At 68.9% G+C, this 14,330-nt stretch carries 14 protein-coding genes and 4 tRNA genes; 11 read left to right on the top strand and 7 right to left on the bottom strand.

Annotated features, from left to right (window positions below):
* The first annotated feature begins 34 nt into the window (after positions 1 to 34).
* The gene (locus JOE59_RS05395; protein ID WP_204459263.1) at positions 35 to 1,249 is read left to right on the top strand and encodes an alpha/beta hydrolase family protein; all 1,215 of its coding nucleotides are present in this window, start codon (positions 35 to 37) and stop codon (positions 1,247 to 1,249) included.
* Positions 1,250 to 1,267: 18 nt separating this feature from the next.
* Here JOE59_RS05395 and JOE59_RS05400 read toward each other — a convergent pair whose 3' ends face one another.
* Positions 1,268 to 1,705 carry a SufE family protein gene (locus JOE59_RS05400; protein ID WP_204459264.1) on the bottom strand — a complete coding sequence of 146 codons (438 nt, stop codon included), beginning with the start codon at positions 1,703 to 1,705 and terminating at the stop codon, positions 1,268 to 1,270.
* Between the two features lie 47 nt (positions 1,706 to 1,752).
* Complete coding sequence (locus JOE59_RS05405) at positions 1,753 to 2,652, bottom strand: sulfurtransferase (protein ID WP_204459265.1); 900 nt, start codon at positions 2,650 to 2,652, stop codon at positions 1,753 to 1,755.
* Positions 2,653 to 2,804: 152 nt separating this feature from the next.
* Here JOE59_RS05405 and zapE point away from each other — a divergent pair, with 152 nt between their 5' ends.
* From zapE to JOE59_RS05420, 3 genes are all read left to right on the top strand, one after another.
* Positions 2,805 to 3,860: a cell division protein ZapE gene (gene zapE / locus JOE59_RS05410; RefSeq protein ID WP_074258891.1), complete on the top strand. Its 1,056-nt coding sequence runs from the start codon at positions 2,805 to 2,807 to the stop codon at positions 3,858 to 3,860.
* A gap of 183 nt (positions 3,861 to 4,043) precedes the next feature.
* On the top strand, positions 4,044 to 5,306 hold the full coding sequence (locus JOE59_RS05415) for an ammonium transporter (protein ID WP_204459266.1): 1,263 nt from the start codon (positions 4,044 to 4,046) through the stop codon (positions 5,304 to 5,306).
* A 43-nt stretch (positions 5,307 to 5,349) separates the two neighbouring features.
* Positions 5,350 to 5,949, top strand: coding sequence for a type II toxin-antitoxin system PemK/MazF family toxin (locus JOE59_RS05420; RefSeq protein WP_204459267.1), 600 nt, complete (start codon positions 5,350 to 5,352; stop codon positions 5,947 to 5,949).
* A 37-nt stretch (positions 5,950 to 5,986) separates the two neighbouring features.
* Here the strand turns inward: JOE59_RS05420 and JOE59_RS05425 are convergent, their stop codons facing one another.
* Positions 5,987 to 6,346, bottom strand: coding sequence for a VOC family protein (locus JOE59_RS05425; RefSeq protein ID WP_204459268.1), 360 nt, complete (start codon positions 6,344 to 6,346; stop codon positions 5,987 to 5,989).
* Positions 6,347 to 6,506: 160 nt separating this feature from the next.
* A tRNA-Val gene (locus tag JOE59_RS05430) sits at positions 6,507 to 6,579 on the bottom strand.
* A gap of 249 nt (positions 6,580 to 6,828) precedes the next feature.
* Here JOE59_RS05430 and JOE59_RS05435 point away from each other — a divergent pair.
* The 3 genes from JOE59_RS05435 (at position 6,829) to JOE59_RS05445 (ending at position 7,131) form a co-directional block, all read left to right on the top strand.
* A tRNA-Gly gene (locus JOE59_RS05435) sits at positions 6,829 to 6,900 on the top strand.
* A 57-nt stretch (positions 6,901 to 6,957) separates the two neighbouring features.
* Positions 6,958 to 7,031: transfer RNA gene (locus JOE59_RS05440), tRNA-Cys, on the top strand.
* A 25-nt stretch (positions 7,032 to 7,056) separates the two neighbouring features.
* Positions 7,057 to 7,131, top strand: a tRNA-Val gene (locus tag JOE59_RS05445).
* Between the two features lie 43 nt (positions 7,132 to 7,174).
* Here the strand turns inward: JOE59_RS05445 and JOE59_RS05450 are convergent.
* Positions 7,175 to 7,768: a hypothetical protein gene (locus JOE59_RS05450; RefSeq protein ID WP_204459269.1), complete on the bottom strand. Its 594-nt coding sequence runs from the start codon at positions 7,766 to 7,768 to the stop codon at positions 7,175 to 7,177.
* A 167-nt stretch (positions 7,769 to 7,935) separates the two neighbouring features.
* Here JOE59_RS05450 and thrS point away from each other — a divergent pair, with 167 nt between their 5' ends.
* Both thrS and JOE59_RS05460 read left to right on the top strand, forming a co-directional pair.
* A complete protein-coding gene (gene thrS / locus JOE59_RS05455; RefSeq protein ID WP_239560672.1) occupies positions 7,936 to 9,834 on the top strand; it encodes a threonine--tRNA ligase in 1,899 nt (632 codons plus the stop codon).
* A complete protein-coding gene (locus tag JOE59_RS05460; protein ID WP_204459271.1) occupies positions 9,831 to 10,394 on the top strand; it encodes an HIT family protein in 564 nt (187 codons plus the stop codon). The genes thrS and JOE59_RS05460 overlap by 4 nt, the downstream gene beginning before the upstream one ends.
* A gap of 40 nt (positions 10,395 to 10,434) precedes the next feature.
* Here JOE59_RS05460 and pdxY read toward each other — a convergent pair whose 3' ends face one another.
* Positions 10,435 to 11,286, bottom strand: coding sequence for a pyridoxal kinase PdxY (gene pdxY / locus JOE59_RS05465; RefSeq protein WP_204459272.1), 852 nt, complete (start codon positions 11,284 to 11,286; stop codon positions 10,435 to 10,437).
* 49 nt (positions 11,287 to 11,335) lie between these two features.
* A complete protein-coding gene (locus JOE59_RS05470) occupies positions 11,336 to 12,652 on the bottom strand; it encodes an aminotransferase class I/II-fold pyridoxal phosphate-dependent enzyme (protein WP_204463265.1) in 1,317 nt (438 codons plus the stop codon).
* A gap of 116 nt (positions 12,653 to 12,768) precedes the next feature.
* Between JOE59_RS05470 and pdxS the strand changes: the two genes are divergently transcribed.
* Both pdxS and pdxT read left to right on the top strand, forming a co-directional pair.
* Positions 12,769 to 13,659 (top strand): pyridoxal 5'-phosphate synthase lyase subunit PdxS, encoded by an 891-nt coding sequence (gene pdxS, locus JOE59_RS05475; RefSeq protein ID WP_204459273.1) that lies wholly within the window; start codon positions 12,769 to 12,771, stop codon positions 13,657 to 13,659.
* Positions 13,656 to 14,309: a pyridoxal 5'-phosphate synthase glutaminase subunit PdxT gene (pdxT, locus tag JOE59_RS05480; RefSeq protein ID WP_307836959.1), complete on the top strand. Its 654-nt coding sequence runs from the start codon at positions 13,656 to 13,658 to the stop codon at positions 14,307 to 14,309. Before pdxS ends, pdxT begins: the two co-directional genes overlap by 4 nt.
* The last annotated feature ends 21 nt before the right edge of the window (positions 14,310 to 14,330 follow it).

Below are 14,330 nucleotides of genomic sequence, written 5' to 3' on the forward strand. Positions count from 1 at the left end.
ACCGGCACACGGTGACTGCTTCGGGAGGAAACGGATGCGACGAAAGCGCGGTGCAGGTGCCACGATGGCGATCGCGGCAGGTGCCGTCGGGCTCATCGCCGTGACGATCGGCGCGGCGACCGCGGCCACTGCGGTGTTCTTCGCCCGCAAAGTGGTGACCCCGCCCGAGAAGCGCGAAGAAGACGTGCGCATCACGAGTGTCGATCTCGCCGCGGGCGAGATCACGCTGGTCGGCTCCGAGGAGACGCGCATGCGCGGCCGTTACGGGCTCTGGTTCGACCGCGACGCGGGTCACGCCAGGCTCGGCGACGTCGTCGACGACGGCGGGCGCGGGGTGCGGCGCAGCATCGAGTCCGTCGACTTCGGCCGCCTGGACCGGGCGACGCGCGGCCGCATCAACGGCTGGTACCACCTCGGCCCCTGGGAGCTCGAGCTGCCGTACGACAACGTCGTCATCGAGACCGAGCTCGGCCCGGCGCCCGCATGGGTCATCAGGTCGGCGGATGACTCGGCGCGCTGGGTCATCCAGGTCCACGGTCGTGGCGCGAAGCGACCCGAGGCACTGCGCGCCGTGCCGCCCGCGTACGACGCGGGCTGGAACTCGCTGCTGATCTCGTATCGCAATGACGGCGATGCTCCCGAGAGCGAAGACCGCAGGTACGGCCTCGGCGGCACCGAGTGGGCAGACGTGGTCGCCGCGACCCGGTTCGCCGTCGAGCACGGCGCCGAGGAGATCGTGCTCATGGGCTGGTCGATGGGCGGCGCGATCTCGCTGCAGGCGGTGTTGCGCTCGGCAGAGGTGCGCGAGCGACTCGTCGGCGTGATGCTCGATTCGCCGGCCATCGACTGGGCCGACATCCTCCGCTTCCAAGGGCAGCTGTACAACATGCCGCCCGAGCTCGGCGACCTCGTGGTGCGAGTGCTCGGTGGACCGCTCGGCAGTGGTCTCACCGGCATCGGCGCGCCGATCGACGTTGTGGAACTCGATCCGATCGCCCGGGCCGACGAGTTCGACGTGCCGATGCTGCTCATGCACAGCGTCGACGACGGATTTGTGCCGATCGACGGGTCGCGCCGCTTCGCCGCCGCCCGACCCGACCTCATCGAGTTCGAGGTCTTCGAGGGTGCCCGGCACACGAAGCTCTGGAACGCGGAGCCCGAGCGGTGGACGGGACTCGTGCGCTCGTGGCTCGAACGCCGCACCGAGAGCGCAGCCCTCATGGGCGACGAGGCCCAGATCGCGGGGTGACCGCTGCTGCCGCGAAGCCTACGCGGCGACGCGCTCGCGCACCTGGCGCTTGATGCGGCCGAGCATGCCGGTCATGCCGCGCACCCGGAGCGGGGAGACCGCCTCACCGAGTCCGAGCGACTGCGGGTAGTCGGCGGGCACGTCGAGCACCTCGTCGGGGGTCAGCCCGTCGAGACCCTGCACGAGGATCGAGGCGAAGCCGCGAGTCGTCGGGGACTCGGCCGGCGCGGTCGCGAACAGGTGCACTCGCCCGCCTTCGACCTCGACGAAGATGAAGACCGGCGACTGGCACTCCTCGACCCGTTCGAACAGGTCGGGGTGGTCGGCGTAGCGCTCGGGCAGCTCGGGCAGTTCGTTCGAGAACTCGAGCAGCAGTTGCAGGCGGTCGCGCACGCCGAGGGCGAGGAAGTCGTCGCGGGTCTCGGCGAGTCGTGCGGGCAGGGTCGTCGCGTTCATCGGGATCCATTCTCCCATGTCGCGCAGCGCCCCCGCCCGTCGCGGCGTCAGCGGGTCGGGGCCTCGCCGCGCGCGTCGCCCGTGACGATCGGCACGCGCACCGCGCTGCCCCACTCGGTCCATGAACCGTCGTAGTTGCGCACCTTCTCGAAGCCGAGCAGGTGGTTCAGCACGAACCAGGTGTGGCTCGAACGCTCGCCGATGCGGCAGTAGGCGATGATGTCGTCGCCGTCGGCGAGGCCGACCTCGTCGCGGTAGATCGCGTCGAGTTCGGCGCGCGACTTGAAGGTGCCGTCGGCGGCCGCGGCGCGAGCCCAGGGCACGGATGCCGCGGTCGGGATGTGGCCCGCACGCAGGGCGCCCTCTTCGGGGTAGGCGGGTGCGGTCGTGCGCTCACCGGTGTACTCCTCGGGGGAGCGCACGTCGACGAGCGGGTTGCCGAAGTGCGCGAGCACGTCGTCCTTATAGGCGCGCACGACGCGGTCGTCGCGCTCGACGAGGGGGTACTCGACCGGCGTCACCTCGGGGGCGGCCGTCGTGAGCTCGCGGCCCTCGGCGATCCAGAGGTCGCGGCCGCCGTCGAGCAGGCGCACATCCTCGTGGCCGAACAGCGTGAAGACCCAGAGCGCGTACGCGGCCCACCAGTTGTTCTTGTCGCCGTAGATCACGACGGTGGTGTCGCGGGCGATGCCCTTCGAGCTGGCGAGTGCGGCGAACTGCTCGCCGTTCACGTAGTCGCGCACGACGGGGTCGTTGAGGTCGAGGTGCCAGTCGATCTTGACGGCGCCGGGGATGTGCCCGGTCTCGTAGAGCAGCACGTCCTCGTCGGATTCGACGACGACCAGCCCCGGTTCACCGAGGTGCTCGGCGAGCCATTCGGTGGTGACGAGACGCTCGGGGTGCGCGTACTCGGCGAGCTTCTCAGCGGCGTCGAACTCGGCGGACATGGGGTACCTCCTGGGATCGCCTGGTCGGCGGGGTGTTCGAGGGGAGCGGACTAGGCTGATCACCTGTCCACCACGAATCTACGCGGCGCACGGGGCGAAGTCACAAGCCCTGTCATCCGATGCAACAGATGCACACCGGGAGCTCCTCCAGCATGACCACGGCATCGAGCCAGCCACTCATCCGTCTCGTCGAGAGGAACCCGTCGATCTCGGGTGCCGAGATCGCCGCGGAGCTCTCGCCGCCGCCGCAGTTCGAGCACGCGTCGTTCGAGTCGTACCGGCCCGATCCCGACTTCCCGTCGCAGCAGGCCGCACTCGACCGCCTGAAGGAGTTCGCCGGCGCATGGCGTGCGGCGCAGCGCCCGGGCGGGTTCTTCTCGCGCAAGCGCCCCGCGCGCATCGAGCTGCCGGGTGTCTATCTCGACGGCGGGTTCGGCGTCGGCAAGACCCACCTGCTCGCCGCGCTCTGGCACGTGGCGCACGGCCCGAAGTACTTCGGCACGTTCATCGAGTACACGGCGCTCGTCGGCGCGCTCGGCTACCAGCCGGCGGTCGAGCTGCTGCGGGGTGCGAAGCTCGTCTGCATCGACGAGTTCGAGCTCGACGACCCGGGCGACACGATGCTCATGACGCGGTTCCTCGGCGAGCTCATGGCCGGCGGCACCCGCGTCGCGGCGACGTCGAACACGCCCCCGAACGCGCTCGGCGAGGGCCGCTTCGCCGCCTCCGACTTCCTCCGCGAGATCCACGCCCTCTCGTCGAACTTCGAGACCCTCCGCATCGACGGCCTCGACTACCGCCGTCGAGACACCGAGGGGCACGCCGAATCGCTCGCGGGCGATGCCGATGTCGCACGCACGGCCGCGGCCCTCGCCGAGCGCGGGCACCGCATCTCGCTCGACGGATTCGACGACCTCGTCGCGCATCTGGCGACCGTGCACCCTTCGAAGTACGTGAAGCTCGTGGCCGGCCTCGAGTTCATCGCCCTCGAGGGAGTGCACGAGCTCACCGACCAGAACGCGGCGCTGCGTCTCGTCGCCTTCATCGACCGCGTCTACGACGCCGAGGTGCCGATCATCGCGAGCGGACTGCCGCTCGACGAGGTCTTCGGCGGCGACATGATGTCGGGCGGCTACCGCAAGAAGTACCTCCGGGCGATGTCGCGCATGATCGCGCTCACCACCGGCGAATTGCCGCCGCACGACTGAATCCGGCTCGTGTTCCCGTTCGCGGGCGATTCACATCGCTTGAGCGGCGCTCGGAAACGTGCTGTTTACCTGCGGGACCCGCACGTAACAGACGCGAAACAGTAGGCGGTCCCGCTCGAAACGTCCTCTCGTGAAACTTGGCGACACAGGTTCCCCCGCCTGTATTCCTGAGAGAGGTTCGAGATGGATCAAGGCAACACCGCGTTCCTGTTGATCATGGCGGCCCTGGTGCTGCTCATGACCCCCGGACTCGCATTCTTCTACGGCGGACTCGTCAAGGCGAAGAGCGTCATCAGCATGATGATGATGAGCTTCGGTGCGATCGGCCTCATCGGCGTCCTCTGGGTGCTGTACGGCTACGCCATCGCATTCCCGGGTGCTGAGGGTCTCGTCGCCCCCTGGTCCATCGACTGGTCGGCCATCGGCCTGACGAGCCTGCTCGAGACGCCCGAGGGCGCCGCCTACCCGCCGCTCGCGTTCGTGGCCTTCCAGGCGACGTTCGCGATCATCACCGTCGCGCTCATCTCCGGCGCCATCGCCGACCGCGCGAAGTTCGGCGCCTGGATGATCTTCGCCGCGATCTGGGCGACGATCGTCTACTTCCCGGTCGCGAGCTGGGTGTTCAACTTCGGCCTCGCCGACGACGGCTCGTTCGCCTACGGCGGCTGGACGACGTTCGGCATGCAGGAGGCCTTCGGCGTCGGCGTCATCGACTTCGCCGGCGGCACCGCAGTGCACATCAACGCGGGCGCAGCCGCCCTCGCCCTGGCACTCGTGCTCGGCAAGCGGGTCGGCTTCTCGAAGGGCGCCCACGTTCCTCACAACCCGCCGTTCGTGCTGCTCGGTGCGGGCCTCCTCTGGTTCGGCTGGTTCGGCTTCAACGCGGGCTCCGAGCTCGCCGCCGACGGCACCGCGGCCCTCGCATGGGTCAACACCCTGGCGGCCCCGGCGGCTGCGCTGCTGGCCTGGCTCCTCGTCGAGAAGATCAAGGACGGCAAGCCCACGTCGGTGGGCGCGGCATCCGGTGCGGTGGCCGGCCTCGTGGCCATCACCCCCGCCTGCGCGTCGCTGACGCCCGGCTGGGCGATCGTGCTCGGCCTCATCGCCGGTGCGGTCTGCGCCCTCGCGATCGACCTGAAGTTCAAGTTCGGCTTCGACGACTCGCTCGACGTCGTGGGCATCCACCTCGTCGGCGGTCTCATCGGAACGCTGTACCTCGGCTTCTTCGCGAACAACACCGGCCTGATCTACAGCGGTGACCCGACCCAGCTGATGGTGCAGGCGATCGCCGCCTTCACGGTGCTCGCCTACTCGTTCGTGCTCGCCTTCATCATCGGCACGATCATCCAGAAGACGATGGGCTTCCGGGTGACGAACGAAGACGAGATCGCGGGTGTCGACACCGTGGTCCACGGCGAGGACGCGTACAAGCTCGAGTCCGTCTGAACCTGACGGAATCACCGCGAGGGCGGTGGGGTAGTGTGCCGGTGTGTCAGACACCAATCGCTTCCTCACCGCCCTCGTCCGTGCCGTCGGGGCGCTGCTCGGGTCCGGCTCGTCCAAGGCGTCGGTCGGCCAGCCATCGGGTGAGTCGCGGCCGCAGCAGGGCGGCACGACGCGAACAGCGGATGCGTCCGAGCCTGCGTCGATCCAGACCGACACGCTGTCGCCGGGGCAGGCGGGTGAGTCCGCGACGATCGAGGTGGACCCGCGTCGTCTCCGCGCGGTCGAGCTGGGTTACTCGCCGTCGCACGACGGCGAGCCCGACCCTGGCGAGGTCGTGTGGACCTGGGTGCCCTACGAGGAGAACGACGGGCGCGGCAAGGACCGGCCGGTCGTCGTCGTCGCGGCATCCGGAGCCGGCGACTACCTGGCGGTGCAGCTCACCAGCAAGGCCCACGACGGTGATCGCGACTTCGTCTCGCTCGGCACCGGCGCCTGGGACGGGGAGGGCCGACCGAGCTGGGCGCGCATCGACCGGGTCTTCCGCGTGCGTGCGGGAGGCATGCGCCGGGAAGCGGCCTCCCTCGATGCGGAGCGGTACGGCCGCGTGACCGCTGCGCTGGACGCACGGTACGGCTGGCGCTGATGCGCTGAGCGGCGGTGTGTGCTCGGAACGACCCGTATCAGGCCCGTGGGGGCCGATGAAGGCCGAACGGCGACCCCTGATCGTCGCGGCACAGGCGGAACTCGCCGAACGTCGCCATGGTCTCCTCGTCGTCGGCGCCCGGGAGGGACTCGACGGTGCCGCCGAGTCGTTCGACGGCAGCGACCGCAGCGTCCAGATCCTCGACCCTGAAGAAGACATACGGGGCGGCGCCGGGATCGCCGCCGTGGACGCCGGCCGGGACGCCGACCCCGGTGACCGCGTAGCCGTCGCCGCCCGGTCCCGACTCGAAGGTCCAGCCGAAGAGCTTGCCGTAGAAGGTGCGTGCCGTCATGGCATCCGCAGCACCGAACTCGATGAATGAGACTTCGCCCGACATGGTTCCCCCTCGCCTCGACGCGTGGATAGGGCACACGGTAGTCGGCGGCGGGAACGGCCACAACGGGGGCCTGGCGGTCGGCCGGCACGGCGCGAGCGAGACCCGCAACCGGCGCAGCTCCCGGAAACGAAGAAAGCCCCCTGTGGAGAGGGGGCTTTCGTGGGCGATGCCGGGCTCGAACCGACGACCTCTTCCGTGTGAAGGAAGCGCGCTACCAGCTGCGCCAATCGCCCATGTGGGAATTGCGTGTCACGCGAATGACCGCGGACTCGATACTAGCCGACCGCACGGGGTGAATGCACATCGAGCGAGCGGCGCACGTTCGGAAGGGTGCCGAGAGGGCGCCGAACCCCCTCGACACGCCCGGGATGCGGGGGTGGATTCGGCCCGTGATCAGCGCGAATCCGCTGCTCGACCCCGTCAGTTTGTGAATCGTTCAGGGAATCAGTTAGAGTCTTCATGCACGCAGAAATGCGAGCAACGCGGATGTGGCGCAGTGGTAGCGCATCACCTTGCCAAGGTGAGGGTCGCGAGTTCGAATCTCGTCATCCGCTCTGATCAGGATGGGGCGAAAGCCCCATTCCTGTTCTTTTGGTGGTGAACCCAGACACGGTGGATTGGCCGAGAGGCGAGGCAGCGGCCTGCAAAGCCGTATACACGGGTTCGAATCCCGTATCCACCTCCAAGCTGAGAACTTCCATTCTCGACTTGGGCGATTGGCGCAGCGGTAGCGCGCTTCCCTGACACGGAAGAGGTCACTGGTTCGATCCCAGTATCGCCCACCACAAGAAAGCCCCGGCATCGCCGGGGCTTTCGTCGTTTCCGGGGTCACCCGACCTGCTCGAACACGAGCGGGGGATAGCTGATGCGGGTCGTGTACCAGGCCCACGAGTCGCCCGCCGTCTGCTCGATGGCGGCCCAGCCGCCGTATGCGGGCAGGTTCTTCAGCGTGAGGCTCACGGTCTGCTTGCCGTTCACGCTCCTGGGTCCAGCGCCGACGACGGTTCCGGATGCCGCATAGCCGCTGGCGTTCAATGTGACCGGGGCCCCGGACTCCACCGAGAAGGTGCAGACGTAGGTGCCGACCCCGGTGATGCCGTAGGCGGCCGGTTCGAAGTGGATGGAGGCTGCCGGGTTGCGCGTCGGCGACTCGCGGCGGTCGAAGCCGGCGTACGGCGTAGCGGCATCCGTCTGCATGATGGTGGGGCGGATCAGGGTGAGATTCGTGCGCCCCTTGCCGACGGTGTGCACGGGGGAGAGGAAGTCGATCGGCGCCCAGAAGATCGGGCCGACCACGAGTTCGCCGACCCAGTACTTCTCGGCCCATTCCTCGAGGCGGATGTCCGGCTCGAAGTCGGCGAATTCGATGACACGCTCATCGAACTCGCTGCGGGAGCCCAGTTCTTTCGATGTCTCATACATGAGGGAAACTCTAAAACTGGACCGCCCGGGCCGTCTCAGGGGCAACACCGAAGTGCCGAGCGGTTGGCCCACGGCGACTACAGTTGAAGGGTTCTGTAGACCGATTCAAGGAGTGGATTCAGGTGGCCGACGGCTTCGAGCTCTTCACCGACCGTTCCGTTGTCGCAATGCGCGTCAACGGCGAGCTCAAGGACCTCGCCACGACGGTCACGGACGAAGACGTGGTCGAACCCGTCACGATCGACTCGCCCGACGGCCTGAACATCCTCCGCCACTCGGCCGCGCACGTGCTCGCGCAGGCGGTGCAGACGGTCAACCCCGAGGCGAAGCTCGGCATCGGCCCGCCCGTGACCGACGGCTTCTACTACGACTTCGACGTCGCCGAGCCGTTCACCCCCGAAGACCTCAAGGCGCTCGATAAAGAGATGTCTCGAATCATCCGTGCCGGCCAGCGCTTCATGCGCCGGGTCGTCACCGACGATGAGGCGCGCGCCGAGCTCGCGAACGAGCCGTACAAGCTCGAACTGATCGGTCTCAAGGGCTCTGCGTCGACCGGCGGCGACAACGAGAACGTCGAGGTCGGGGCCGGTGAGCTCACGATCTACGACAACGTCGACCCGAAGACCGGCGAGACCGTCTGGAAAGACCTCTGCCGCGGCCCGCACGTGCCGAGCACCCGCATGATCGGCAACGGCTGGTCGCTCATGCGCGTCGCCGCCGCCTACTGGCGCGGCTCCGAGAAGAACCCGCAGCTCCAGCGCATCTACGGCACCGCGTGGCCGACGAAAGACGAGCTGCGCGCGTACCAGCACCGACTCGAGGAGGCCGCGCGCCGCGACCACCGCAAGCTCGGCACCGAGCTCGACCTGTTCTCGTTCCCTGAAGAGATCGGCTCGGGTCTGCCGGTCTTCCACCCCAAGGGCGGTGTCGTCAAGCGCGAGATGGAGGACTACGTCCGCCGTCGTCACATCGAAGAGGGCTTCCAGTACGTCTCGACCCCGCACATCACGAAGGGCCACGTCTTCGAGCTGAGCGGGCACCTGCCGTACTACAAGGACACGATGTTCCCGCCGATGGAGCTCGAGAACAGCGAGTACTACCTCAAGGCGATGAACTGCCCGATGCAGAACCTCATCTACCGCTCGCGCGGACGCTCGTACCGCGAGCTGCCGCTGCGGTTCTTCGAGTTCGGCACCGTGTACCGCTACGAGAAGTCGGGCGTCGTGCATGGCCTCACCCGCGTGCGCGGCCTCACCCAAGACGACTCGCACAGCTACGTGACCCCCGAGCAGGCGCCCGGCGAGATCCAGCACCTCCTCGACTTCGTGCTGGGCCTCCTCCGCGACTTCGGCCTCGACGACTTCTACCTCGAGCTGTCGACCCGTGACGCGAACTCCGACAAGTTCAAGGGCAGCGACGAGCAGTGGGAGGTCGCCACGAACGTGCTGCGCGACGTCGCAGAGCGGTCGGGTCTCGACCTCGTGCCCGACCCGGGCGGCGCAGCGTTCTACGGCCCGAAGATCTCCGTGCAGGCGCGCGACGCCATCGGCCGCACGTGGCAGATGTCGACGATCCAGTACGACTTCAACCAGCCCGAGGGCTTCGGTCTCGAATACACCGCGGCCGACGGCACGCACCAGCAGCCGGTGATGATCCACTCCGCGAAGTTCGGCTCGATCGAGCGCTTCTTCGGCGTGCTGATCGAGCACTACGCAGGCGCGTTCCCGGTGTGGCTCGCTCCCGTTCAGGTCGTGGGCATCCCCGTCGCCGAGGACTTCGCGCCCTACCTCGGCGCGATCATCGAGCAGCTGAAGGGCGCCGGCGTGCGCGCCGAGCTCGACGTGAGCGACGACCGCATGCAGAAGAAGATCCGCACGCACACCACGCAGAAGGTGCCGATCCAGCTCATCGCGGGTGACAACGACCGTTCGGGTGAGACGGTGAGCTTCCGCTTCCGTGACGGCACCCAGGAGAACGGCGTCGCGATCGCCGAGGCGGTCGAGCGCATCAAGCAGGTCATCGTGGAGCGTCGCCAGGTCGTCACTCGCGACGACCTGTTCGCATGAGCGCGTACCAGCCAGACGAGTTCGAGGGCGTGCCGACGGATGCCTCGGCCGACCTCGCCGGTGTGCCCGACGCGTTCCAGCGCCTCTGGACGCCGCACCGGCTGGTGTACATCCAGCACGGCCAGCAGCCTGACGAGCACTCGTGCCCGTTCTGCCGCGCTCCCGAGATGAGCGATGAGCAGTCGCTCATCGTCGCGCGCGGCGAGCACGCCTACGTGCTGTTGAATCTCTTCCCGTACAACAGCGGGCACCTGCTCGTCTGTCCGTACCGCCACGTCGCGACGTACGACGAGGCGACCCCCGAGGAGGTCGCCGAGATCGGCGAGCTGACGCAGATCGCGATGCGGGTCGTGAAGCAGGTCTCGAAGTGCGACGGGTTCAACATCGGCATGAACCAGGGGCGCATCGCGGGTGCAGGCATCGCCGAGCACCTGCACCAGCACATCGTGCCGCGCTGGGCGCTCGACTCGAACTTCTTCCCGATCATCGCCGGCACGAAGGCGCTGCCGCGCCTGCTCGGCGAAGTGCGTCAGGAGATCGCCGAGGCGTGGCCCGCCTGAGCGCACTGCGCTGAGGCGGGCCCGACTCGGGCAGACGGGCTCAGCGCACCTGGCGCACGGTGAACTGCAGGCTCGGGTTCGCGTAGAACTCCTGCGCCTCGACGAGCTGCAGCTCGCGTTCGCCCGAGGTGTGCGTGAGCGAGAGCAGGTCGAAAACGCTCGAGGTGGCGCGAGCGAGCGCGTCGGCGGCGTCGCCCGTGCGACGGTAGTGCGCCGTGAAGAGCGCGGCGGTGACGTCGCCCGATCCGTTCGCCTTCATCGGCAGCAGCGGGGTCTGCACGATCCAGGCGCCCGAGTCGTCGACGGCGAGCATCTCGATGGTGCCCTCCTCGCGGTCGGGTCGCTCCACGCTGGTCACGAGCACGGTGCGCGGGCCGGTTGCGCGTACCAGGTCGACCGACGCCAGCGTCGACTCGAGGGTGTCGGGCTCGGTCTCGGTGAGGAAGCCCAACTCGAACTGGTTGGGCGTGATGATGTCGGCCGCCGGCACCACGCGGTCGCGCAGCAGGATCGGGATGGCAGGGGCCACGAAGCATCCGGATTTCGCATTGCCCATGACCGGGTCGCAGGCGTAGACGGCGTCGGGGTTCGCGGCCTTGACCCGCGCGACCGCATCGAGGATGACGTCGGCGATGCCCTCGCCGCCCTGGTAGCCCGAGAGCACCACGTCGATCTGCGGGAACACGCCGCGCTCCTCGATGCCCGTGATGACATCGCGCACGTCGTCGGGGCTGATCATCGGTCCGCGCCAGGCGCCGTAGCCGGTGTGGTTCGAGAAGTTGACGGTGTAGACCGGCAACACCTCGACGCCGATGCGCTGCAGAGGGAAGACGGCGGCCGAGTTGCCGACATGACCGTAGGCGACCGCGGACTGGATCGAGAGAATCTTCACCGCTCGATCATCGCACCTTCGGAGTCGACGCTCGGTCGTGGCGCCGCCGCTACCGGCGAGCCGCGCGAACGGAGGCGCCGAGATCGGCGGCCAGCTTCCGCAGGTCGGAGTCGTCGAGTTCGTGCACGGTGAGGCGGAGGTGATCGGATGCCTCGCCGCCGCCGAGCGCGAATTCGTCACCAGGTCTGGCGAGCCACCCGCGGCGCATCAGCTGCTCGGAGACGGCGCGGGCCGGCGCACCGAGCGGGACCCAGACGTTCAGGCCGTCGCCGGCCTTCGTCGGGAGGCCTTCGGCGGTGAGCAGCTCGGCGAAGGCGGCGTTGCGGGCGGCGTAGTGCTCGCCCGCCGCGCGGATGCCGGCCGCGACCTCGGGGTCGGTCGCGAGCGCGCGCACGAGCCGCTGAAGCAGGTGGCTCACCCACGTGGTGCCCGGGGTCAACCGCATCGCGAGCCGGTCGGCGGTCTCGGGGTCGGAGGCCGTGACGGCGAGGCACATGTCGGGACCGAGGAACTTCGAGACCGAGCGCACGAGCGCCCACCGGCGATGCTCGGTGCCGATGAGGGAGTGGTACGGCAACTGCGAGAGCAGCGAGTAGTGGTCGTCTTCGATGACGAGCACGTAGGGGTGGTCGCGGAGCACGGCGCGCAGCTCGGCGGCACGCCCTTCGGAGAGGCTCGCCCCCGTGGGGTTCTGCGCGCGCGGCGTGCAGATGACGGCTCGCACACCCTGTTCGAGCGCCGCCCTGAGGCCGTCGACGGTCATGCCCTCGTCGTCGATCGGCACCGGCACCGCGCGGTAGCCGGCGACGCGCACGGTGTGGATGCTCGTGAGGAAGCACGGGTCCTCGAGGGCGACGGCGTCGTCGCGGGTGAGCGCCTGGGCGAGCAGCCGCTCGACGGCATCGCCGGCGCCGCTCGTCACGGTGACGCGCATCGGCGTCTCGGGCGGCAGGTCCGCGCTCATCCAGTCCTGCGCCCATCGGGCGAGGTCGGGATCGATGACGGGTTCGCCGTACAGCACCGGGCGACGGGCGATGCTCGCCAGCGCGTGGGAGGGGTCGGGAATGCGTGTTGGGTCGGGGTTGCCGGTGCCGATGTCGCGGAGCGCCGTGTCTGCGGCGAAGCCCTCCTGGGCGACGGCGGAAGCGCCGGCCACGCGAGTGCCGCCGCGGCCGAGCGTGATCACGACGCCGGCGTTCATCAACTGTCGGTACGCCGAGACGGCGGTGTTCCGGTTCACGCCGAGATGCTCCGCCAGGGTGCGAACCGGGGGGAGTGCGTCGCCGGGTCGGAGGGCTCCGCGCTCGATCAGCGTGCGCAGGCTGTCGGCGATCTCGGCCGCTGAGCGACCCTCGATGTCGATGATGTCGAACCGTCCTTCCTCGTCTCTGCGACCATGCTATCTTTTGGCCTAGGACAATAGTTCTGTTTGGTCTGTTCTGATGCGCGCCACAGCGCGCGCTCGTCCGAGAGGATCCCCCTGTGACCGTATCCGAAACGGATTCGAGCCGCGTGAAGCGCGGCCTCGCCGAGATGCTGAAGGGCGGCGTCATCATGGACGTCGTCACCCCCGAGCAGGCGCGCATCGCCGAGGACGCCGGCGCCGTCGCCGTCATGGCCCTCGAGCGCGTGCCCGCCGACATCCGCTCGCAGGGCGGCGTCGCCCGCATGAGCGACCCCGACCTCATCGACGCGATCATCGCCGAGGTGTCGATCCCCGTCATGGCGAAGGCCCGAATCGGCCACTTCGTCGAGGCGCAGGTGCTGCAGGCCCTCGACGTCGACTACATCGACGAGTCCGAGGTGCTCTCGCCCGCCGACTACGTGAACCACATCGACAAGTGGGCGTTCAACACCCCCTTCGTCTGCGGTGCCACGAACCTCGGAGAGGCGCTCCGCCGCATCAACGAGGGTGCCGCGATGATCCGCTCGAAGGGCGAGGCCGGCACCGGCGACGTCTCCGAGGCGACGAAGCACATCCGCAAGATCTCCTCCGAGATCAACGTGCTGCGCTCGATGACGAAGGACGAGCTCTACGTCGCGGCCAAGGAGCTGCAGGCGCCGTACGAGCTCGTGCTCGAGGTCGCCGAGACCGGCAAGCTCCCGGTCGTGCTCTTCGTCGCCGGCGGCGTGGCCACCCCGGCGGATGCCGCGATGATGATGCAGCTCGGCGCCGACGGCGTGTTCGTCGGCTCGGGCATCTTCAAGTCGGGCAACCCCGAGGCGCGCGCAGCGGCCGTCGTCAAGGCGACCACGTTCTACGACGACCCCTCGGTCGTCGCCGCCGTCTCGCGCGGTCTCGGCGAGGCCATGGTCGGCATCAACGTCGCCGACCTCGCCGCGCCGCACCGCCTCGCCGAGCGCGGCTGGTGACCACGAGCCTCAGGAGCGGTTCCCTCGACGCGGGGGCGTCGGCTTCGGCCGGCCCCCGCGTCGGGGTGCTCGCCCTCCAGGGGGACTTCCGCGAGCACGCCCACGTGCTCGCGACGCTCGGAGCCGACGTCTCGCTCGTGCGTCGCCCCGAGGAGCTCGACGCGGTCGACGGCCTCGTGATCCCCGGTGGCGAGTCGAGCGTCATGGACAAGCTCGCGCGCACCTTCGGACTGCAGGCGCCGCTGCAGGCCGCGATCGCCGCAGGGCTCCCGGTCTACGGCACGTGCGCCGGGCTCATCATGCTCGCCGACACGGTGCTCGACGCGATCGCCGGCCAGGAGTCGCTCGGCGGCCTCGACGTCGTCGTGCGCCGTAACGCCTTCGGCTCGCAGAACCAGTCGTTCGAGACCGACCTCGACATCCCGGCGCTCGGCGAGGTGCCGGTGCATGCGGTCTTCATCCGCGGACCGGTCGTCGAGTCGGTCGGCGCCGCCGCAACGCCGCTCGCAACGCTTGCCGACGGGCGTGTCGTGGCCGTCGAACAGGGCAACCTCCTCGGCACGAGCTTCCACCCCGAGATCACGGGGGAGCACCGCTTCCACGAGTACTTCCTCGCGAAGGTGCGCGCCCGCGTCTCGGTCTCCAGCTGACGCGCGGCACCCTGAACCCCG

The sequence above is a fragment of the Agromyces cerinus genome, from assembly GCF_016907835.1.
GTDB lineage: Bacteria > Actinomycetota > Actinomycetes > Actinomycetales > Microbacteriaceae > Agromyces > Agromyces nitratus.

Excerpts from the sequence above, each read along its gene's own strand:
- JOE59_RS05395 (WP_204459263.1), top strand. The coding sequence starts at position 35 with ATGCGACGAAAGCGCGGTGCAGGTGCCACGATGGCGATCGCGGCAGGT.
- JOE59_RS05400 (WP_204459264.1), bottom strand. The coding sequence starts at position 1,705 with ATGAACGCGACGACCCTGCCCGCACGACTCGCCGAGACCCGCGACGAC.
- JOE59_RS05405 (WP_204459265.1), bottom strand. The coding sequence starts at position 2,652 with ATGTCCGCCGAGTTCGACGCCGCTGAGAAGCTCGCCGAGTACGCGCAC.
- zapE (WP_074258891.1), top strand. The coding sequence starts at position 2,805 with ATGACCACGGCATCGAGCCAGCCACTCATCCGTCTCGTCGAGAGGAAC.
- JOE59_RS05415 (WP_204459266.1), top strand. The coding sequence starts at position 4,044 with ATGGATCAAGGCAACACCGCGTTCCTGTTGATCATGGCGGCCCTGGTG.
- JOE59_RS05425 (WP_204459268.1), bottom strand. The coding sequence starts at position 6,346 with ATGTCGGGCGAAGTCTCATTCATCGAGTTCGGTGCTGCGGATGCCATG.
- JOE59_RS05450 (WP_204459269.1), bottom strand. The coding sequence starts at position 7,768 with ATGTATGAGACATCGAAAGAACTGGGCTCCCGCAGCGAGTTCGATGAG.
- thrS (WP_239560672.1), top strand. The coding sequence starts at position 7,936 with ATGCGCGTCAACGGCGAGCTCAAGGACCTCGCCACGACGGTCACGGAC.
- JOE59_RS05460 (WP_204459271.1), top strand. The coding sequence starts at position 9,831 with ATGAGCGCGTACCAGCCAGACGAGTTCGAGGGCGTGCCGACGGATGCC.